We start from the raw sequence: 18,318 nt of genomic DNA, 5'->3' as shown, positions 1-18,318 counted from the left end.
CCTATCGCCCTAGGCTTGCGTCGCCCCATGGCACTCGCCGTAGACCCGCCCCGACCCACACCAACACCCCTCATCCCCCCGAGGCGGCCACCCCACGGCCCGCCCCCGTGCCGCCAGCGTCGTCGCGTACTGCGGCAGCAGCGATACATCCGTCGGATCAGATCCCTCCGATGCCGCGAACGCCTCGTACGACGGGACCGTTCCCGTCACGATGCCCAGGTTTGGGGTGCCGGAAGCGGCCAATTCGCGTAGTGACGACTCTATGGTCGACAAGTGCGCCTCGTGGGACGGGTATTCCGATTCCAGTGACGGGTACGCCGTCAGGAGTTCTTCCAGTTCCGTTGCGGGCCAGTGCAGGATCGCCACCGGGAACGGGCGGGACAGCGCCTCCCTGTACGAGCCCAACTCCGCCTGGATTCGGGAGATTTCCGCGCGCAGTTCCGCGGGGTCCTGTGAGCCCAGGGACCAGATGCGCTTGGGGTCGTGGAGTTCGTCCAGGGGGACGGGGGACGTCGAGATCTCGTCCGCCAGGGCGTCCCAGGAGTCGTGCTCCGCGCCCAGCAGGCGGCGTACGCGGTGGCGGCCGAAGAGCAGGGGGCGCTTCTCGTACGACGGGTCGTTGACGTCCGTCTCCCTCAGGAGCAGTTCCACCGCCTCGGTGAAAGTCTCCTGCGCCTGGGTCAGTTCGTCGTGGGATTCGAGGGACTCCGCCACGATCACCCACGGGGCCGGGTCCCGCGGAGCCGCCGCCCGGACTCCGTCGATGATCGCCCGTGCCTCCGCCTCGTGGCCGTACTCCCAGAGGTTTGAGGCCTTCAGGGCGCGGATGAGGAGCGGGGCCGAGGCCGGACTGGCGGCCTCCGGGGACAGGAGACGGTCGTAGAGCGTCGTTGCTCGGTCGCGTTCGCCGGCCAGCTCCAGGTGGGCCGCGGCCTGGAGCAGGAGCTGCTCGGCGTCCTCGGGGTACAGGCCGGCCGTGCGCTCAAGGCGCTCGGCTTCGGCGATGTGGTCGGCAGGCGTGTCGGGGCGCATACGGGACACCGTACTGCCGAGGGGGTGGATTGCAGGAGGGTTGCCGTGGCGATCGGCGTCGGCTCGGGGGCATGGCTCGGGGCATGGCTCGGGGGCATGGTTCGTGGGCATGGCTTGTTCGGCGCGTTGGCCTTATCGTGCGGGCGGCCTGAAGAGGAGGGTGCGCGTGCGGGAGCGGGTTCCTGTTGTTGTGCAGGGGCGGCGGAGGGGCTCCTCCGCCCGCGCGCTGTGGAACGTTGCCGAAGTCGCCGTCACCCTCGGCGTCGTACTCCTTCTTCTCGTCGCCCACCAGCTGTGGTGGACCAACCGGCAGGCCCGGGAAGCCGCCGAGCGCCAAGTTCATGCCCTTGAGGAGGAGTGGGGGAGGGATGGCTCGGGGGATGACTCCGGGGATTCCGTCACGGGGGAAGAGGGGGAAGAGGGGGAAGAGGGGGAAGAGAGTGATCCCTCCGGGGGCCCGCCGAGCGCCGCTGCCGGTCCCGAACCGGCGCCCTCACCCCGGCGGCAGCAACAGGCCGCCCCGGCCCCGGCCCCCGCCCCCCGCTGGGACCAGGCCTACGCCGTCCTCCGCATTCCCCGGATCGGGATCCGGGTCCCCGTCGCGGAAGGGGTCAGCAAGAGCGGCGTACTCAACAAGGGGTACGTCGGGCATTACGGGCGCACCGCCCAGCCCGGCCAAGGCGGGAACTTCGCCCTCGCGGGGCATCGGAACACCCACGGTGAGCCGTTCCGGCGGATCGATCGGCTGAGGGGTGGGGATGAGCTGGTCGTCGAGACCAAGGGGGCCGTTTACACGTACGTCGTCGACAAGACCCTCGCCCAGACCTCCGCCGGTGACAGCGGCGTCATCGCTCCCGTGCCCCACAGCCGCGTCAAGCCCGGCCACGGGTACAGCTCGCCCGGGTACTACATCACCCTCACCACCTGCACCCCGGAGTACACCTCCAAGTACCGGCTCATCGTGTGGGGGAAGCTGCAGTCGATGCGGCCCAGGTGACCTCCCTGATATAACGGCTGTACGCGATATGTCGTATCGGCGAGCGAGCGAGTGAGTAGCTGGAGAGGGGGCCCGTAGTGCAGGACGTACTCCGTAAGTGGAAGGGCGCCCTTCGGCCCACCGGGCTGCTGCTCTTCCTTCTCGTCGAAGTCGTACTCCTCGATGCCGGCAGCCTCAGCGCCGCCGTCGCGCTCGCCGCGACCGCCGCAGCCGGGTCCGCGCTCGCCCTCTGCTCCCTGATCGCCGCGCGCTGCGCGCCCGCCGTGCCCCCGACCCGGGTGCGTACGGCCATCCGCGACCGCGAGCAGCGCACCGCGTTCCTGCCCCAGCGCGATCCCGACGCCTCCGGGCGCAGGCGTCCTCGAGCACCGGGACGTCTCGTCCCGACGGCCGCGTAGGGCGCACAGCCACCATTCAGCAGTGCCCCTCTCACGTGGGCCGTCACGCCGGAAACGTATGTCTTCCCCGGTACGACGAGACCCCCGGAGGGTTCCTCCATGTCCGCCTTTATGTCCCTCTTCGCCGACCTGGTCGGCTCCATCGCCGATCTGCTCCAGCCGGTCTTCCACGGCTCCGCGATGGCCGCCGCCATCGTGCTCTTCACCGCGTGTGTACGTCTCCTCGTCCACCCCTTGTCGCGGGCCTCGGCCCGCGGTCAGAAGGCGCGCGCCAAGCTGTCGCCGCAGATCGCGGAGTTGCGCAAGAAGCACGCCAAGAACCCCGAGAAGCTGCAGAAGGCGGTCCTTGAGCTGCACCGCAAGGAGAAGGTTTCCCCGCTCTCCGGGTGTCTGCCCAGCCTCTTCCAGCTCCCGGCGTTCTTTCTGCTCTACCACCTGTTCTCCAGCACGAGCATCGGCGGCGAGGCCAACGCGCTGCTCGATCACAAGCTCTTCGCCGCGCCCCTCGGCGGGCGGTGGGCCGACGCTCTCGGCGACGGCGGGGTCTTCGGGGCGCAGGGGCTCGTCTATCTCGGGCTCTTCGCGATCGTCGCTGCCGTCGCCACCTTCAATTTCCTGCGTACGAAGAAGCAGATGGCGGCGAGCGCGGCGGCCACGCCCGGTGGTGACGCGGGGCAGCAGATTCCCGGTATGGGTGCGATGGCCGCGATGACCAAGGTCATGCCCCTCATGTCCTTCATGACGCTCTTCACCGTCGCCTTCGTGCCGCTGGCCGCCGCGCTGTACGTCGTCACCAGCACCACCTGGAGCGCGGTCGAGCGGGCCGTGCTCTATCGGGACATGCCGTACGGGGCCGGGGCGCTGGCTGCTACTGCCGGGTAACGGTCCGGCCTGTGAACAGGGTCTTGCGGAGTGGACACCTGACCTTGGAGGATCGGCCAAACCTCCGATGGCCGCAACCCTTCCCCAAGCTCTCAACTTCGTTCGAGCAGGGGAGACCCCATTCCGGGCCACGCGGACAGCCAGGGAGTACTGGGCGCGCTCGACCAAGGGAGATTGACCATGAAGCTGCTCCGAGTCGGTACGGCGGGGTCCGAGCGCCCGGCGCTGCTCGATGCCGAAGGCACCCTGCGGGATCTGTCAGGGACCGTCACGGACATCGACGGCGCGCTGCTTGCCGACGACGCCGCGCTCGACCGGATCCGGGCCGCCGCCGAGTCGGGCGAGCTGCCCGTGCTCGACGCGGCGGGGCTGCGGGTCGGGCCGCCGGTGGGCCGGATCGGCAAGGTCGTGTGCATCGGGCTGAACTATCACGATCACGCGGCCGAGACCGGGGCCGCGACGCCCGCCGAGCCCGTCGTCTTCTTCAAGGCCGCGGACACGGTCGTCGGTCCTGACGACACCGTCCTGGTGCCGCGCAAGTCGGTCAAGACCGACTGGGAGGTCGAGCTCGCGGTCGTCATCGGGCGCACCGCGCGCTACCTGGAGTCCGACGAGGAGGCGCTCGCGCATGTCGCCGGGTACGCGGTGGCGCACGACGTGTCGGAGCGGGAGTTCCAGATCGAGCGCGGCGGCACCTGGGACAAGGGCAAGAACTGCGAGACGTTCAACCCGCTGGGCCCGTGGCTCGTGACGGCGGACGAGGTCGCCGACCCGCAGAACCTGTCCCTGAAGCTCTGGGTCAACGGCGAGCTGAAGCAGGACGGCTCCACGTCGCAGCAGATCTTCCCCGTGGCTGAAGTGGTGTGCTACGTAAGCCAGTTCATGACCCTGTACCCGGGGGATGTCATCAACACGGGTACGCCGGCGGGTGTGGCCATGGGGCAGCCCGAGCCCAAGCCTTATCTGCGGGCCGGGGATGTCGTGGAGCTGGAGATCGAGGGGTTGGGGCGGCAGCGGCAGGAGCTGAAGTCGGCCTGAGGGCATAGCTGTTGAGGCCGGGGCGTGACGGCTGTTCGCCGTCACGCCCCGGCCTCTCCCTGTGCTTGTTCGCCGGGCCTCTCGCCGTGCTGCTCCCTGGCCCCCCGTGGTGTCCTTCGGCTAGAAGCCGCGGCCCTTGGCGGACGCGGCGCGGTAGACCCAGCCCTTCTGGCCGTTGGGCATCTTCACGTAGTCCCACCACTTGCCGTGCGAGCTGTAGCCACCGCAGTAGGCCACGTAGTAGTCCTGGTAGTGGAGGCCCTTCTTGGCCTTGTAGGTGGTGCCGGGGCCGCTGCGCAGCCAGGTGGAGGGTTGCGTGTAGTTGAACCACTCGATGTGGCGGTAGTGGTTCTTGAAGTTCTTGGCGCAGGCGGCGCTGCCCACCGCGCCTGCCGACGGTGCGACGGTGACGGCCCCCGCGAACAGGGCGGCGGCCACCGCGGTGACGGTTCCGATCCTGCTCATGCGCGTCTTCTTCATGTACTGGTCTCCTTCGTTGCCGGTGAGATCCGGCTGCGAAGGAGCTTAGGAACTCCCGCCAATAATCCGCCAACAAGGCGCTGTCAGCCCGTGAGGTGCCGTTCCAGCGCCTCCACCACCAGCGCGTGGTCCTCGATCTGCGGCAGGCCCGACACCACCACCGTGCCGATGACCCCCGCGCCCCTCACCGCGATCGGGAACGCGCCGCCGTGTGCCGCGTACGCGTCCGGGTCCAGGCGTGAGGACTCCTCGAACGTCGTGCCCTTGGCGCGGAATCGCGTGCCGACCAGGAGGGACGAGCAGCCGTAGCGTTCGACGACGCGGCGCTTGCGGGCGATCCAGGCGTCGTTGTCCGGGGTCGAACCCGGCAGGGCCGCGTGGAACAGCTGCTGGCCGCCGCGGGTGATGTCGATCGCCACCGGGGCGCCGCGCCCGCGGGCCAGGTCGACCAGGAGGCTGCCGAGCGCCCAGGCGTCTTCGTACGTGAACTGGGGGAGGACCAGGCGGAGTTCCTGGGACTCCAGCTCGTCCACCGTCGGTGCGGCGGGCGTCGTCATACGATCACCGTCACGCTGTCGCGCGCCGAGCGGCGGGCCGCCTCCAGGACGTCGAGGGCCGCGGCCGCCTCGTACGCGGAGACCGGGTTGGTGCCGGTGCCGCGGAGCGCGGCGGCCACGGCGGCGTAGTACGCGGGGTAGTCGCCCGGCAGCGTCCGGACCGGGGTGCCGCCGCCGGTCAGCGGGGACTCGCCGGAGCCGACGCGGCCCCACAGCGACTCGGGCTCGACGCCCCAGTTGCCCGCGCCCTCGCCCTCGCCCGTGGGGCGCCCGCCCTCGCGCAGAGCCGTTTCCTGCGGGTCGAGGCCGTACTTGACGTAGCCCGCCTTCGAACCCAACGCGCGGAAACGCGGGCCCAGTTGGGCGGTGGTGGCGCTCACGTACAGATGTGAGCGGACGCCGCTCGCGTGCGTGATCGCGATGAACGTGTCGTCGTCGGCCGCCGCGCCGGGGCGGCGGATGTCGGACTCGGCGTATACGGACATCGCCGGGCCGAAGAGGACCAGGGCCTGGTCGACCACGTGGGACCCGAGGTCGTAGAGCAGACCTCCGATCTCTTCGGGGTCACCGGACTCGCGCCAGCCGCCCTTGGGCTGCGGACGCCAGCGCTCGAAGCGGGACTCGAAGCGCCATACGTCGCCGAGCTCGCCGTCGGCCACGAGCTTCTGGAGCGTACGGAAGTCGTTGTCCCAGCGGCGGTTCTGGAAGACGGACAGGAGCAGTCCGCGGTCGTCGGCGAGGGCGGCGAGCTCGCGGGCCTCGGCGGCGGTGCCGGCGATCGGCTTGTCGACGACCACGGGGAGGCCGGCCTTGAGGGCGGCGTGCGCGAGCGCGACGTGCGTCTTGTTCGGGGACGCGATCACGACCAGGTCGAGCTCGTCCGCGCGGTCCCACAGCTCGTCGGCCGTCGCGGCGAACCGCAGCTCGTCGCCGAACTCGGCGCGGGCCTGTGCCTGGCGCTCGGGGTTCGACGTGACGACCGTGTCGAGGGCCAGGCCCTCGGTGGCGGCGATCAGCGGGGCGTGGAAGACGGAGCCCGCGAGGCCGTATCCGATGAGGGCCACGCGCAGAGGGGAGCCTGTACCAGTCATGCGTTCCACTTAAGCAACGCTGTTGCCAAAGCGCAAGCGCGGGCGACAATGGGGGTGTGAACAGGACTGATGGTGCGAGGGTGGTCGGCGGCGGCAGGGGGAGCGGCGCAGGGGTGAACCTCCTTGCGCTGCGCGGGCACAACGCCGCCCTCGTGCTAGACCTGCTGCGCACGGCGGACGCGGACGGCATAAGCCGCCTGGAGATCGCCGAGCGCACGGGGCTCACCCCGCAGGCCGTCAGCAAGATCACCGCACGGCTGCGTACGGAGGGACTCGCGGCGGAGGCGGGCCGCCGCGCGTCGACCGGGGGCAAACCGCGGACGCTTCTGCGCCTCGCCCCCGAGGCAGGACACGCGGTCGGCCTCCACCTGGACCGCGACGAACTGACCGCGGTGCTCGCGGACCTGACGGGACGGGTGGTCGCGGAACGGCGGGCTCCGCTGGACTTCGGGGCGGGCGCGGACGCGGTGGTCGACGCGGCGGTGGGTGTGGTGCGGGAACTGGTCTGCCCCCCAGGGGATCCGGGGCGGCTGCTCGGCGTCGGCATCGCGCTGCCGGGGCCCCTTGACCACACGGACGGCGTGCTGCACCGGGTGACCGGGTTCCCCGCGTGGGACGGGTTTCCGCTGCGGGAAGCGTTCGCCGGGCGGCTGGGGCTGCCGGTCGTCGTCGACAAGGACACGAACGCGGCCGCGCTCGGCCTGGCCCTCGGCGGTGTGGCGGATTCCTTCGCGTATCTGCACCTGGGTACGGGACTCGGCGCGGGGCTCGTCCTCTCCGGCGGCCTCTACCGCGGCGCGCGGACCGGCGCCGGCGAATTCGGCCACCAGGTGATCCAGCTGGACGGCCCGCGCTGCGGCTGCGGCGACCGCGGCTGCATCGAGGCACTGTGCCTCGCGGCGGTGGCCCGCGGCGACACCGCCGAGGCCGCCCGCGTGCTTGGCGTCGGCGCCGCGAACCTGGTCGGCCTGCTGGACATCGACCGCGTGCTGCTGGGCGGGCGGGCCGTCTTCGCGGCCGCGGAGTCCTTCGTACGTGGAGTGGGCGAGGTCGTCACCGAGCGCGTGCGACGGGGCGGCGGCGATACGGAGGTTCCGGTGGCGGTGGCTTCGGGCGGGGAGCGTGGGGTGGCGGAGGGGGCGGCACAGCTGGTGCTTGCGCCGGTGTTCGGGCGGGGCGGGTAGCTGCGCCTTGCTTGAGCGGGGGCTTTGCTGAACCGGGGGATCACCGGCTTCGCCGCGTTCGTCCTCAAGCGCCGGACGGGCTGGTCCTCGGTCCGTGCTTGTCCGTCGGTGCGTCGTGGCTGGTCGCTCCCCCAAGTTCTCGGCTTCGCTCGAACAGGGGGGACCCCCTTCGCGGCGGAGCCGCACATGTCACAGCCCCGCGCCCCTGCGGGGCGCCAATCCGACTTGACCTAAGATCCGCTGAATCAGGGGAGTTGGCGCCGCCACTCGGGCGCATGGGGCTGTGGCGGGGGCGGGGGCGGACGGGCCCGCGTGGCAGGGTTTCGGCCCATGGCCAGTGGCTTCCACCCGCCCGATCCGTGTTCAGCAAAGGCCCCTATGCGACTCCGCCGCCATCTCGCATCCGGCGTCACCGCAGCCGCTGCCGCCGCGTTGGTGGCGGGGGCGGCAGCAGGCGTGGAGGCGGCGGGGAGACCTCAGGGCCAGGTTCCGCGGCCCACCTGCGCCTCCGCCGTCCACGGGGAATTTCCCATCGGTACGCAGATCGGGGGTGGCCCCGGCGCCTATGAATCCGGCGGCGGCTTCCGCGGCTTCACCGTTGAACTGGCCAACACCACGCGCGGTGCCTGCGGCAACATCCACCCCGTAGTCGTCATCGTCGACCAGGAGCGTCAGCTGCGGCCCCGGCAGATTCAGCTGGAGTTCCACGACGGCGCACGGTGGCGGCCGGTGCGGTTCGAGCGGACCGACCGGGACGAGAACGTCGGCGTCTTCGGTGACGGAGGCAAGGGTGGCTTCGCCGGATTCACGGTCGGCGCGGGAAAGCGACTCAGCGTCAAGGTGCGGCTCTCCTTCACGTCCGACGCCCGCTCCGAGCGCGCCGTGGCCTCCGCCGCGATTGTTCAGCGGCGGGACGATGACGGTGACTGGGTGGGGGAGTCGCGGGACTACGCGTTCGCCATCAGCGAGGAGGAGGCCGGTGAAGGGGGTCGGGACGAGGGCGGCGGCGACACCACCGCGGGTGGCGATGGCGGTGGTCGTGAGGGCGAGGCGTCCGCCGGTGACGGGTTCTCGTACGCGGATGAGCTTGCCGCCACCGGGCCGGGCACGCTGCTCCGTGTCGGTGCCGTTGCCGCGGTGCTGTTCGCCTGCGGCTGGGGCTTGACGGTGGGGGCGCGGCGGTTCCTCGCCGGTAGGAGGCGTTGACGGGTGGTTCGACCGTCCTGGTGACTGGGGCCTGCTTGTCGTCATGAGGCCGTCCGTGGCTGGTCGCGCCCACGCGGCGGAGCCGCACATGTCACAGCCCCGCGCCCCTTACGGGGCCGGTCGGCGCCCCGCGTCCCTGACGGGGCACCGACCGACACCCCGCGCCCCTGACGGGGCCCGGCGGCACCCGCCGTTCACCCCCCAGTTCACCGACGTCTGCGAACATCCCTCCGTGAACAACCCGAACTCCCCGCACCCGCCCGCCCACCTGCTCGATCAGGCTCCCGGCGCGCCCATCCGCTCCGGTATCCCCGAGCACGGGCGCATCCCGAAGTACTACGCCGTCAAGGCCAGGATCGCCGCCCTGATAGAGGAGTTGGGGGACGGGCAGACGCTGCCGACCGAGCGGGATCTGGCCGTGCGGTACGAAGTCGCCCGGGAGACCGTGCGCCAGGCGCTGCGTGAGCTGCTGCTCGAAGGGCGGCTGCGCAGGCAGGGGAGGGGCACCGTCGTCGCCGGGCCCAAGCTGGAGCAGCCGCTCTCCCTGGCCAGCTACACCGAAGGGGTGCGCAGGCAGGGGCGTACACCTGGGCGAAATCTCATCTCACTCGACCGTTTCCCCGCCCCCGGGCCCCTCGCCGCAGAAATCGGGGTGAAGCAGGGGGAGCCCGTGTGGCACATGGAGCGGGTGCTGCTCGCCGACGATGAACGGGTCGGGCTCGAGAGCACGTATGTGTCCGTGGCCCGCGTCCCCGACATCGACCGTGACTTCGAACCCGACTCCTCCTTCTACGCCTATCTGCGCGACCGGCTCGGCATCTCCTTCGGGGACGCCGACGAGCGCATCGAGACGGTGCTTGCCACACCTCGCGAGGCGCTGCTCATCGGTACGCCGCCCGCACTCCCGATGCTGCTGATCCACCGCGTGTCACGGGACACCTCCGGTCATCCGCTGGAGCGGGTGCGCACGCTCTACCGGGGCGACCGCTTCTCCTTCACCACCCACCTGGGCGGCCGCGGCGACAGCGAGAGCGACAACGACAGCGACAACGGCTGAACCTCCCCTCTCCCGAACCGCGATCGATCCACGACGATAACGAGAACGTAACGGGTCTAGGCCAACCTTGGGTGGCCGTTCACCGTCCCGTTGCCGTCCATCCCCGTGCGGGTCACCCGTCCCCAGGAGCGTTGCCGTCGTGAGAGTCATCGTCGTAGGAGCCGGCGTGGTGGGAACCATGCACGCCTGGCACGCAGTGGAACGCGGCCACGAGGTCGTACAGATCGAGCGAGAGACCGAGGCCCGAGGAGCCTCGCTGCGCAACTTCGGGCAGATATGGGTGAGCGGCCGCGCCGGCGGCGAGGAGCTCGAAACGGCGCTGCGGGCACGTGAGTTGTGGCAGGGCATCGGCGAGCGCGTGCCGGGCCTCGGCTTCCGGGCCAACGGCTCCCTCACCCTCGTACGCAACGAACGCGAGCACGCGGTCGCCCAGGCCGCGCTGGCCCGTCCCGACGCGGCCGAGCGCGGCTACAAGCTGCTGACCGCCGACGAGGCGCGCGACCTCAACCCCGCCCTGCGCGGCGAGTTCAGCTCCGCCCTGTGGTGCGAGCGGGACGCCGCCGTGGAGCCGCGTACCGCTCAACTCCGGTTGCGGGAAGCCCTGTTGGCGAACCCGCGTTACACCTTCCTGCCGGGGCGCGAGGTCCGCGAGGTCGTCGGCGAGAGCGCCGTGCGGGACGACCACGGTGACGTACACACCGGCGATGTCGTCGTGCTCGCCACCGGCGCCTGGCTCGGCGGGCTCGTGCGCGAGCTGGCGGGGCCGGATCTGCCCGTGCGCCGCGTGCGCCTGCAGATGATGCAGACCGAGCCCCTCGGCGAGGCGCTCACCACGTCCGTCGCCGACGCGGACAGCTTCCGCTACTACCCGGCGTACAAGTCGGACGCCCTCGACGCGCTCAACGCCGGGCAGGCGCAGGCCCCGACCGCCGCCGCGCACAAGATGCAGTTGCTCATGGTGCAGCGCGCGGACGGCGGCCTGACCATCGGCGACACCCACGAGTACGAGCACCCCTTCGCCTTCGACACCCTCGAAGACCCCTACGACCACCTCACCGAGGTCGTCGAGGGCTTCCTCGGGCGGCCGCTGCCGAAGATCAAGCGGCGCTGGGCCGGGGTGTACGCGCAGTGCGTCGACACGAGCCGTGTCGTCCACCGCCAGCAGGTGCGCGACGGCGTGTGGCTGGTCACCGGGCCCGGCGGGCGCGGCATGACCTGCTCGCCCGCGATCGCCGAGAAGACCGCCGACGAGCTGGGATGGTGAGTGAATTGACCGCGAAGAGCATGGGTCTGGTCGTGCTCGACATGGCCGGGACCACCGTCGCCGACGGCGGCCTGGTCGAGCAGGCCTTCGCCGCCGCCGCGCAGGAGCTCGGCGTGCAGCCGGGATCGGCCGACCACACCGCGAAGCTCGACTATGTGCGCGCCACCATGGGCGAGTCCAAGATCTCCGTCTTCCGGCACCTGTTCGGTGCGGAAGCCCTCGCCCAGCGGGCCAACGTGGCCTTCGAGAAGGCGTACGGGGAACTGGTGGACGGCGGGCACATCGCGCCGATCGCCGGGGCCAGGGAAGCCATCGAGGAGCTGAAAGGGGAGGGGCGGACCGTCGTCCTGACCACCGGCTTCGCCCGCGTCACCCAGGACGCCATCCTCGACGCGCTCGGCTGGCGGGACCTGGTCGAGCTGACCCTGTGCCCCGCCGACGCGGGCGGTCGCGGGCGGCCTTATCCGGGCATGGTCCTGAGCGCGTTCCTGCGGACGGGGGCGGTGGACGGCGTCCAGCAGATCGCCGTCGCTGGCGACACGGCGTACGACATGAAGAGCGGGGTGCGCGCCGGCGCCGGCGTGGTCGCCGGTGTGCTCACCGGGGCGCACGACGCTGCCGCGCTGCGGGGCGCCGGGGCCACTCATGTGCTCGGGTCCGTCACCGAACTCCCCGGGATAATCAGGGGTGTTGACGCATGAGTGACAGCACCCCCGCACCCGCGCGGAGCGGGATTCGCTTCGAGCGCGTCTCGGTCGCCTACGGCAAGAACGTCGTCCTCGACGCGCTCGACCTGACCGTCGAGCCGGGCGAGGTCATGGCCCTGCTCGGGCCCTCCGGCTCCGGGAAGACGACCGCGCTGCGGGCCGTCGCCGGATTCGTGCGGCCCGCCTCCGGGCGGGTGTTCATCGGCGAGCGCGATGTCACCGGTCTTCCGCCGCACCAGCGGGGGATCGGAATGGTCGTCCAGCAGTACGCGCTCTTCCCGCACATGCGGGTCGCGGACAACGTCGCCTTCGGCATGAAGGCGCAGAAGGTGGCCAAGTCCGAGATTCCCGGGCGGGTCGCCGAGGCGCTGGAAATGACGGGCATGGGGGCGTACGCGAAACGGTTTCCGCGCGAGCTGTCCGGAGGGCAGCAGCAGCGGGTCGCCATCGCGCGGGCGTTGGCCATTCGGCCGGGGGTGCTGTTGCTCGACGAGCCGCTTTCCGCGCTTGATGCGCAGTTGCGGTCGGGGATGCTGGCGGAACTCGCCCGGTTGCACCGGGAGTTGCCCGACGTCTCCATTCTGTACGTCACCCATGACCAGGTGGAGGCCTTGACGCTGGCCGATCGGATTGCCGTCATGGACCGGGCGCGGTTGCAGGACTGCGGGACTCCGCAGGAGCTTTACCGGGCGCCGCGGAGCGAGTTCACCGCGTCCTTTGTGGGGAATGCGAATCTGCTGCCGGTGCGGGTTGCCGACGGGGGCGTCTCCTTTGCGGGGGCGTCGCTGAAGGTCGATACGGGGGAGGCGGTGGCGGGGGCGGCTGCCACGCTGTGCGTGCGGCCGCATCTGGTCGGGCTGGGGGATGGGCCCAACGCCCTGACGGGCAGTGTTGCCGAGGTGCAGTGGCGGGGGGCGACTCATCGGTTGTACGTGGATGTGGATGGCCGGCGGGTGAAGGCGGACGTCCGGGAGCTTCGGGACCCGCCTGGTATCGGTGACTCGGTCACGCTGCACTTCGCGCCGGAAGACGCGGTGCTGATCGGTGCAGGGGTGGCCCATGGGTAGCTCTGGTGGACGCCTCGTTTCCGGCGGCCCGGCAGTGAAGGCTGTGCCCACCCGTTCCGCCCTGCGGAACGCCTGCCCACAGCCGGGACAGCGGGAGCGGCGTGGGGTGCCGCGTTTCGTCTGGGCCCTTCCCCCCGTCGCCTTGCTCGGGGTCTTCTTTCTCTACCCCATCGCCCTCGTCGTCCAGCAGTCCGTGCAGCCCGACACCGGGGGGACGTCCCTTCAGCCGTACTCCGATGTGTTCGCATCGGAGGCGTTTCGGGAAGCGCTCGGGACCACCGTGTGGCTGGCCGTGGGGTCGACCGTGGGGTGTCTGGTGCTCGGGTTCGCGCTCGCGCTCGTTATTGCTTTCGTGCCGTTCCCGGGAGGAAAGGCCGTCGCGAAGTTCATCGACGTCTTCCTCTCCTTTCCGTCCTTCCTCATCACCCTCGCCCTGCTGTTCATCTACGGCACCAAGGGCATGGCCAACGGGATATGGACGGATGCGACAGGGGCTGCGGACGGGCCCTTTCAGTTCCTCACCACGCCCTGGGGTGTTCTCCTCGCCGAGATCACCTACTTCACGCCCTTCGTGATGCGCCCGCTGCTCGCCGCGTTCTCGCAGATCGACACCGCGCAGATCGAGGTCGCGTCCAGCCTGGGCGCCAAGCCCGCCCGTATCGTCCGGCGGGTCATCCTGCCCGAGGCGCTGCCCGCCCTCGCCGCCGGCGGCAGCCTCGTACTCGTCATGTGTCTGAACGAGTTCGGGATCGTCCTCTTCACCGGGGCGAAGGGTGTGACGACCCTGCCGATGCTCGTCTACAGCAAGGCCATTCTCGAATCCGACTATCCGGCGGCCTGTGTCGTCGCCGTGGTCAACATCGCGATCTCCGTGGGCCTTTACAGCCTCTACCGGGTGGTGAGCCGTCGTGTTGGTGCATAGCCGCAAGGGGAAATGGGCCACCTGGGTTCTTTTCTTCGTCTTCTTTCTGCCGCTCTTCGCGTTGCCGCTGCTCGTCATCCTCGCCGCGTCGTTCTCCTCGCACTGGTCGGGGGCCTTCCCGTCCGGCTTCACGGCCGAGCACTACGAGTCGGCCACCCGCGGGGAATCCCTCGAGGCGCTCACCACCAGCCTGGTCACCGCCGTCGGCGCGAGCCTGCTCGCGCTGACCGTCGGGGCATGGGCCGCGCTCGCCGCCGCCTCGCTGAAGAAGGGCGGCAAGAGGGGGCTCGACACGCTCTTCGTGCTGCCCGTCGCCGTGCCGTCCGTCGTCGTCGGTCTCGCGATCCTCGTCGCGTTCAGCAAGCCGCCGATGATCCTCAACGGCACACGCTGGATCGTGATCCTCGCGCACACGATTCTTGTCACGGCGTTCGCCTACCAGTCGGTTGCGGCTGCCATCGTGCGTCTCGACCCGGCGTACGAACAGGCCGCCGCATCGCTCGGTGCCCGGCCCTCGTACGTCCTGTGGAAGGTGAAGCTGCCCCTCCTGCTGCCGTCCCTGAACGCGGCCGCCGGGCTCTGCTTCGCGCTCTCCATGGGCGAGTTGAGCGCCACGATGATGCTCTACCCGCCGGACTGGATGCCGCTCCCCGTGCAGATCTACGCGGCCACCGACCGCGGCTCCCTGTTCACCGGAGCGGCCGTCGCGGTGGTCCTGATGGCGGCGACGCTGCTCGTGCTCTTCGCCGTCTCACGCATCCGCACCCGCGCCTCCTATCGCTGAACCGTCCGTCCCCGAACTGTCCGTCCCCGCAAGGTTCTTCAAGGTTCTTCTGGTTCTTCAAGGAGTAGGAAACGTCATGTCCCGTCACACCACGCGCATCAGAACGTTCGCCGCCGTCTCCGGCAGCCTCGTACTCGCCGGATCGCTCACCGCGTGCGGCGGGGACTCCTCCGCGTCCGACGCCAAGGAAGTCACCGTCTACAGCGCCGACGGCCTCAAGGGCGAGAACGGCGACGGCTGGTACGACCAGGTCTTCAAGGACTTCGAGAAGAAGACCGGCATCAAGGTGAACTACGTCGAGGGCGGCTCCGGCGAGATGGTGCAGCGTGCCGTCCGCGAGAAGTCCAACACGCAGGCCGACGTCATCATCACGCTGCCGCCGTTCATCCAGCAGGCAGACGAGAAGGGCCTGTTGCAGGCCTACAAGCCCAAGGGTTCGGAGGAGGTCGACGGCGCCGACAAGGCCGCCGACGGCAAGTGGACCTCCGTCGTGAACAACTACTTCGGCTTCATCTACAACAAGAAGGAGCTCGGCGGCGGCAAGGCGCCCAAGACCTGGGAGGACCTCACCGACTCCTCGTACAAGGACAAGGTCCAGTACTCCACGCCCGGCGTCGCGGGCGACGGCACCGCCGTGCTCATCAAGGCGATGCACGACTTCGGCGGCAAGAAGCCCGCCATGGACTATCTGAAGAAGCTCCAGACGAACAACGTCGGTCCTTCCGCCTCCACCGGCAAGCTCGCGCCGAAGGTCGACAAGGGCGAGCTGCTCGCCGCCAACGGCGACGTCCAGATGAACTACGCGCAGTCCAAGGACATGCCGAACCTGGGCATCTGGTTCCCGGCCAAGGAGGGCGGCAAGCGCACCACCTTTGCTCTGCCCTACGCGGCCGGCCTCGTCAGCAAGGCCCCGCACAGCGCCAACGCGAAGAAGTTCCTCGACTACCTCCTCAGCCAGAAGGCGCAGCAGCAGGTCAGCGAGATCGGCGGCGGCTTCGCGGCGCGCAAGGACATCAAGGCCACCGACGCCAACGCGGTCGCGCTCGACAAGATCGTCGAGGGTGTCGAGGTCTTCGAGCCGGACTGGGCGGACATCTCCGAGAACCTCCAGACGTACGTGGAGGACTGGAAGTCGGCCACCGGCAGCTGACCTCAAGTTCACCTGGAATCACGAGAGTTCACCGCCGAGCCTCTGTTCCCGGCCGTTCGGTAGCGAAAAGATAACGGGTATGGACCCAACGCCCCTGGTTCTCCAGGGGCGTTGGTCTGCGCTCCCGCCCCCTTCCGACTGGAGGACCACGTGTCGCCCCGTATGTCCCGCCGCTCGTTCCTCGTCTCCACCGCCGCACTCGCCGCTGCCGCAGGCCCCCTGGCCGCCGTCGCCGACGCGGCGGCCAAAACCCCGAAGGTCCTGGTCATAGGCCTGGACGGCGCCCTGCTCAACCGCATCAAGGACGCCGACGCGCCCGCCCTCAAGGCGCTGATGTCGGCCGGCCTCACCGCCCCCAGCGCCATCTACGCCAACCCGCTCGCCCCCACCTCGTCGGGCCCCGGCTGGTCGACACTCATCACCGGCGTCTGGCCCGACAAGCACAAGGTGCTGAACAACGACTTCACCGGCCACCAGCTCGCCAAGTACCCGGACTTCATGACCCGGATCGAGGCCGCGAAGCCCGCGCTGCGGACGTACGCCGTCTCGTCCTGGGCCCCGATCACCGACATCATCTTCTCCGCGAAGGTGGACGCCCGCGTCTCCACACCGTCCGCCGAGTACGACGCGGGCACCACGAGCCGCGCCGTCGCCGAGGTCAAGAACGGCAACCCCGACGCCGTCTTCGTCCAGCTCGACAACATCGACCACGCGGGCCACGACAGCGGCGCCGCCAGCCAGGCCTACCTCGACGCGATCCATGGTTCCGACACCCAGGTCGGCCAGATCCTCGACGCCGTCAAGTCCCGCGCCACGTACGGCGACGAGGACTGGCTCATCATGATCACCGCCGACCACGGGCACACCGACCCGGGCGGCCACGGCGGCTCCAGCTGGCCCGAGCGCCAGACGTTCCTGATCGCCACCGGCTCCACGGTCGCCGCGGGTTCGGTTCGCCACGACGTACGCATGCCGGACATCGCCGCGAGCGCGCTCGCTCACCTGGGAGTGGCGATCGACCCGGCCTGGGGCCTGGACGGCCGTCCGATCCAGCAGCCCACGCCGGACGACTTCGACGCCCTGCGGGCCAAGCTGACGGGCCCGGTCGACGAAGGCGGCATCGGCTCCGGCGTCATCGGCTTCACGCACACGCCGCCGAGCGGCTGGAGCGTCGACAACTCCAGGATGGGCACCGGCGGCATCACCGAGTGGCGCGGCTGGTCCTTCACGACAGATGAATTCTGGACGAAGACCGAGCGCGACCAGCAGCGCGAGAACAACATCCGGGCCCGCAACGTCTTCGCGGTCGCCGACGGCGACGAGTGGTCCGACAAGACCTTCTCGGGCACCTTCGACTCGACGCTGATCAGCCCCGCGTACGACGTGACGGGCGGCCGCACCGCCACGCTCACGTACACGACGTACTACCGCCAGGAGGCCCCGCAGAAGGGCGAGGTCCTGGTCTCGTACGACGGCGGCGCCCCGGTCGCGGTGAAGACGTACACGGCGGACACGCCCTCCGTCGTCGAGAGCGTCCGGCTCGATGTGCCCGCGGGCGCGAGCAAGGCCCAGGTCCGCTTCCGCTACACAGGGGGCAACAACTGGTACTGGGTGATCGACGGGGTCAAGATCAAGGCTTCCTGATTAGGCTGGGGGCGTCGGCACAGAGCTGTCCCGGCGCCCCAGCCAACCCGTACACCGCAGGAGTGCACCCCATGGCAGAGCGCAAGCCCATCGAATCGTGGCTCACCGACATGGACGGCGTGCTCATCCACGAGGGCGTTCCGATCCCTGGCGCCGACGCGTTCATCAAGAAGCTCCGGGAGTCGGGCAAGCCCTTCCTCGTCCTCACGAACAACTCCATCTACACCGCGCGCGACCTCCAGGCCCGGCTGACCCGGATGGGCCTCGAGGTCCCGGTCGAGAACATCTGGACCTCCGCGCTCGCCACCGCCAAGTTCCTGGAGGACCAGCGGCCCGGCGGCACGGCGTACGTCATCGGCGAGGCGGGGCTCACCACCGCGCTGCACGACATCGGGTACGTCCTGACCGACCACGACCCGGACTACGTGGTGCTCGGCGAGACCCGCACGTACTCCTTCGAGGCCATGACCAAGGCCGTACGCCTCATCAACGGCGGGGCGCGGTTCATCTGCACCAACCCCGACGAGACCGGGCCCTCCACGGAGGGGCCGCTGCCGGCGACCGGGGCCGTCGCGGCGCTGATCACCAAGGCGACGGGGAAGAACCCGTACTTCGCGGGGAAGCCGAATCCGTTGATGATGCGGACCGGGTTGAATGCGATCGGTGCGCACTCGGAGACCAGCGCGATGATCGGTGACCGCATGGACACGGATGTCCTTGCCGGACTGGAAGCGGGGATGGAGACGTTTCTGGTTCTTACGGGACTTACGTCCCGGGCCGATATTGATCGGCATCCGTTTCAGCCCTCTAATGTTGTCGATTCCATCGCTGATCTTGTTGAGCGGATCTAGCGCCGCT

General features: G+C 70.0%; 19 protein-coding genes. 15 read left to right on the top strand and 4 right to left on the bottom strand.

What is annotated here, in order from left to right:
- Nucleotides 1–9: 9 nt before the first annotated feature.
- Nucleotides 10–1,032, bottom strand: a complete 1,023-nt coding sequence (locus AB0G47_RS09540) for an SEC-C domain-containing protein (protein WP_360766101.1) — start codon at nucleotides 1,030–1,032, stop codon at nucleotides 10–12.
- Between the two features lie 166 nt (nucleotides 1,033–1,198).
- On the opposite strand from AB0G47_RS09540, the gene AB0G47_RS09535 reads away from it, so the two are divergent.
- The 4 genes from AB0G47_RS09535 (at nucleotide 1,199) to AB0G47_RS09520 (ending at nucleotide 4,347) form a co-directional block, all read left to right on the top strand.
- Complete coding sequence (locus AB0G47_RS09535) at nucleotides 1,199–2,029, top strand: class E sortase (RefSeq protein WP_360766098.1); 831 nt, start codon at nucleotides 1,199–1,201, stop codon at nucleotides 2,027–2,029.
- Nucleotides 2,030–2,106: 77 nt separating this feature from the next.
- Nucleotides 2,107–2,427, top strand: a complete 321-nt coding sequence (locus AB0G47_RS09530; protein ID WP_360766095.1) for a DUF6412 domain-containing protein — start codon at nucleotides 2,107–2,109, stop codon at nucleotides 2,425–2,427.
- 99 nt (nucleotides 2,428–2,526) lie between these two features.
- A complete protein-coding gene (locus AB0G47_RS09525; protein ID WP_360766093.1) occupies nucleotides 2,527–3,309 on the top strand; it encodes a YidC/Oxa1 family membrane protein insertase in 783 nt (260 codons plus the stop codon).
- Nucleotides 3,310–3,489: 180 nt separating this feature from the next.
- Entirely contained in the window at nucleotides 3,490–4,347 is an 858-nt protein-coding gene (locus AB0G47_RS09520) for a fumarylacetoacetate hydrolase family protein (RefSeq protein ID WP_360766091.1), read from the top strand.
- 120 nt (nucleotides 4,348–4,467) lie between these two features.
- Here the strand turns inward: AB0G47_RS09520 and AB0G47_RS09515 are convergent, their stop codons facing one another.
- The 3 genes from AB0G47_RS09515 to AB0G47_RS09505 all read right to left on the bottom strand — a co-directional run bounded on the left by AB0G47_RS09515 (nucleotide 4,468) and on the right by AB0G47_RS09505 (nucleotide 6,475).
- Nucleotides 4,468–4,812, bottom strand: a complete 345-nt coding sequence (locus AB0G47_RS09515) for a hypothetical protein (protein WP_360766089.1) — start codon at nucleotides 4,810–4,812, stop codon at nucleotides 4,468–4,470.
- Nucleotides 4,813–4,910: 98 nt separating this feature from the next.
- Nucleotides 4,911–5,384 carry a heme-degrading domain-containing protein gene (locus AB0G47_RS09510; RefSeq protein WP_360766086.1) on the bottom strand — a complete coding sequence of 158 codons (474 nt, stop codon included), beginning with the start codon at nucleotides 5,382–5,384 and terminating at the stop codon, nucleotides 4,911–4,913.
- Nucleotides 5,381–6,475, bottom strand: coding sequence for a Gfo/Idh/MocA family oxidoreductase (locus tag AB0G47_RS09505; RefSeq protein ID WP_360766083.1), 1,095 nt, complete (start codon nucleotides 6,473–6,475; stop codon nucleotides 5,381–5,383). Before AB0G47_RS09505 ends, AB0G47_RS09510 begins: the two co-directional genes overlap by 4 nt.
- Nucleotides 6,476–6,531: 56 nt before the next feature.
- On the opposite strand from AB0G47_RS09505, the gene AB0G47_RS09500 reads away from it, so the two are divergent.
- From AB0G47_RS09500 to AB0G47_RS09450, 11 genes are all read left to right on the top strand, one after another.
- A complete protein-coding gene (locus AB0G47_RS09500; RefSeq protein ID WP_360766080.1) occupies nucleotides 6,532–7,659 on the top strand; it encodes an ROK family transcriptional regulator in 1,128 nt (375 codons plus the stop codon).
- Between the two features lie 378 nt (nucleotides 7,660–8,037).
- Entirely contained in the window at nucleotides 8,038–8,865 is an 828-nt protein-coding gene (locus tag AB0G47_RS09495) for a hypothetical protein (protein ID WP_360766077.1), read from the top strand.
- Nucleotides 8,866–9,097: 232 nt separating this feature from the next.
- A complete protein-coding gene (locus tag AB0G47_RS09490; protein WP_360766074.1) occupies nucleotides 9,098–9,922 on the top strand; it encodes a GntR family transcriptional regulator in 825 nt (274 codons plus the stop codon).
- Nucleotides 9,923–10,061: 139 nt separating this feature from the next.
- The gene (locus AB0G47_RS09485; protein ID WP_360766071.1) at nucleotides 10,062–11,186 is read left to right on the top strand and encodes a TIGR03364 family FAD-dependent oxidoreductase; all 1,125 of its coding nucleotides are present in this window, start codon (nucleotides 10,062–10,064) and stop codon (nucleotides 11,184–11,186) included.
- A gap of 20 nt (nucleotides 11,187–11,206) precedes the next feature.
- The gene (locus AB0G47_RS09480) at nucleotides 11,207–11,887 is read left to right on the top strand and encodes an HAD family hydrolase (protein ID WP_360766576.1); all 681 of its coding nucleotides are present in this window, start codon (nucleotides 11,207–11,209) and stop codon (nucleotides 11,885–11,887) included.
- Nucleotides 11,884–12,960, top strand: coding sequence for an ABC transporter ATP-binding protein (locus tag AB0G47_RS09475; RefSeq protein ID WP_360766068.1), 1,077 nt, complete (start codon nucleotides 11,884–11,886; stop codon nucleotides 12,958–12,960). Before AB0G47_RS09480 ends, AB0G47_RS09475 begins: the two co-directional genes overlap by 4 nt.
- The gene (locus AB0G47_RS09470; RefSeq protein WP_360766065.1) at nucleotides 12,953–13,882 is read left to right on the top strand and encodes a 2-aminoethylphosphonate ABC transporter permease subunit; all 930 of its coding nucleotides are present in this window, start codon (nucleotides 12,953–12,955) and stop codon (nucleotides 13,880–13,882) included. Before AB0G47_RS09475 ends, AB0G47_RS09470 begins: the two co-directional genes overlap by 8 nt.
- Nucleotides 13,869–14,666 carry an ABC transporter permease subunit gene (locus AB0G47_RS09465; RefSeq protein ID WP_360766062.1) on the top strand — a complete coding sequence of 266 codons (798 nt, stop codon included), beginning with the start codon at nucleotides 13,869–13,871 and terminating at the stop codon, nucleotides 14,664–14,666. Before AB0G47_RS09470 ends, AB0G47_RS09465 begins: the two co-directional genes overlap by 14 nt.
- A 76-nt stretch (nucleotides 14,667–14,742) precedes the next feature.
- Nucleotides 14,743–15,816: a 2-aminoethylphosphonate ABC transporter substrate-binding protein gene (locus AB0G47_RS09460; RefSeq protein ID WP_360766060.1), complete on the top strand. Its 1,074-nt coding sequence runs from the start codon at nucleotides 14,743–14,745 to the stop codon at nucleotides 15,814–15,816.
- Between the two features lie 162 nt (nucleotides 15,817–15,978).
- The gene (locus AB0G47_RS09455; protein WP_360766573.1) at nucleotides 15,979–17,460 is read left to right on the top strand and encodes an alkaline phosphatase family protein; all 1,482 of its coding nucleotides are present in this window, start codon (nucleotides 15,979–15,981) and stop codon (nucleotides 17,458–17,460) included.
- Nucleotides 17,461–17,531: 71 nt separating this feature from the next.
- Nucleotides 17,532–18,311 carry an HAD-IIA family hydrolase gene (locus AB0G47_RS09450; RefSeq protein ID WP_266866608.1) on the top strand — a complete coding sequence of 260 codons (780 nt, stop codon included), beginning with the start codon at nucleotides 17,532–17,534 and terminating at the stop codon, nucleotides 18,309–18,311.
- Nucleotides 18,312–18,318 lie beyond the last annotated feature (7 nt).

It is taken from the genome of Streptomyces sp. NPDC021622, from assembly GCF_040640795.1.
Classification (GTDB): domain Bacteria; phylum Actinomycetota; class Actinomycetes; order Streptomycetales; family Streptomycetaceae; genus Streptomyces.
Note: the sequence above shows the minus strand (reverse complement) of the source record. Positions and strands in the feature narration are given on the sequence as shown.

What these genes read in the sequence shown, in the direction of transcription:
- AB0G47_RS09480 (WP_360766576.1), top strand. Translation starts at nt 11,207, where the DNA reads ATGGGTCTGGTCGTGCTCGACATGGCCGGGACCACCGTCGCCGACGGC.
- AB0G47_RS09460 (WP_360766060.1), top strand. Translation starts at nt 14,743, where the DNA reads ATGTCCCGTCACACCACGCGCATCAGAACGTTCGCCGCCGTCTCCGGC.
- AB0G47_RS09525 (WP_360766093.1), top strand. Translation starts at nt 2,527, where the DNA reads ATGTCCGCCTTTATGTCCCTCTTCGCCGACCTGGTCGGCTCCATCGCC.
- AB0G47_RS09470 (WP_360766065.1), top strand. Translation starts at nt 12,953, where the DNA reads ATGGGTAGCTCTGGTGGACGCCTCGTTTCCGGCGGCCCGGCAGTGAAG.
- AB0G47_RS09450 (WP_266866608.1), top strand. Translation starts at nt 17,532, where the DNA reads ATGGCAGAGCGCAAGCCCATCGAATCGTGGCTCACCGACATGGACGGC.
- AB0G47_RS09495 (WP_360766077.1), top strand. Translation starts at nt 8,038, where the DNA reads ATGCGACTCCGCCGCCATCTCGCATCCGGCGTCACCGCAGCCGCTGCC.
- AB0G47_RS09510 (WP_360766086.1), bottom strand. Translation starts at nt 5,384, where the DNA reads ATGACGACGCCCGCCGCACCGACGGTGGACGAGCTGGAGTCCCAGGAA.
- AB0G47_RS09520 (WP_360766091.1), top strand. Translation starts at nt 3,490, where the DNA reads ATGAAGCTGCTCCGAGTCGGTACGGCGGGGTCCGAGCGCCCGGCGCTG.
- AB0G47_RS09505 (WP_360766083.1), bottom strand. Translation starts at nt 6,475, where the DNA reads ATGACTGGTACAGGCTCCCCTCTGCGCGTGGCCCTCATCGGATACGGC.
- AB0G47_RS09475 (WP_360766068.1), top strand. Translation starts at nt 11,884, where the DNA reads ATGAGTGACAGCACCCCCGCACCCGCGCGGAGCGGGATTCGCTTCGAG.
- AB0G47_RS09515 (WP_360766089.1), bottom strand. Translation starts at nt 4,812, where the DNA reads ATGAGCAGGATCGGAACCGTCACCGCGGTGGCCGCCGCCCTGTTCGCG.
- AB0G47_RS09455 (WP_360766573.1), top strand. Translation starts at nt 15,979, where the DNA reads ATGTCCCGCCGCTCGTTCCTCGTCTCCACCGCCGCACTCGCCGCTGCC.
- AB0G47_RS09540 (WP_360766101.1), bottom strand. Translation starts at nt 1,032, where the DNA reads ATGCGCCCCGACACGCCTGCCGACCACATCGCCGAAGCCGAGCGCCTT.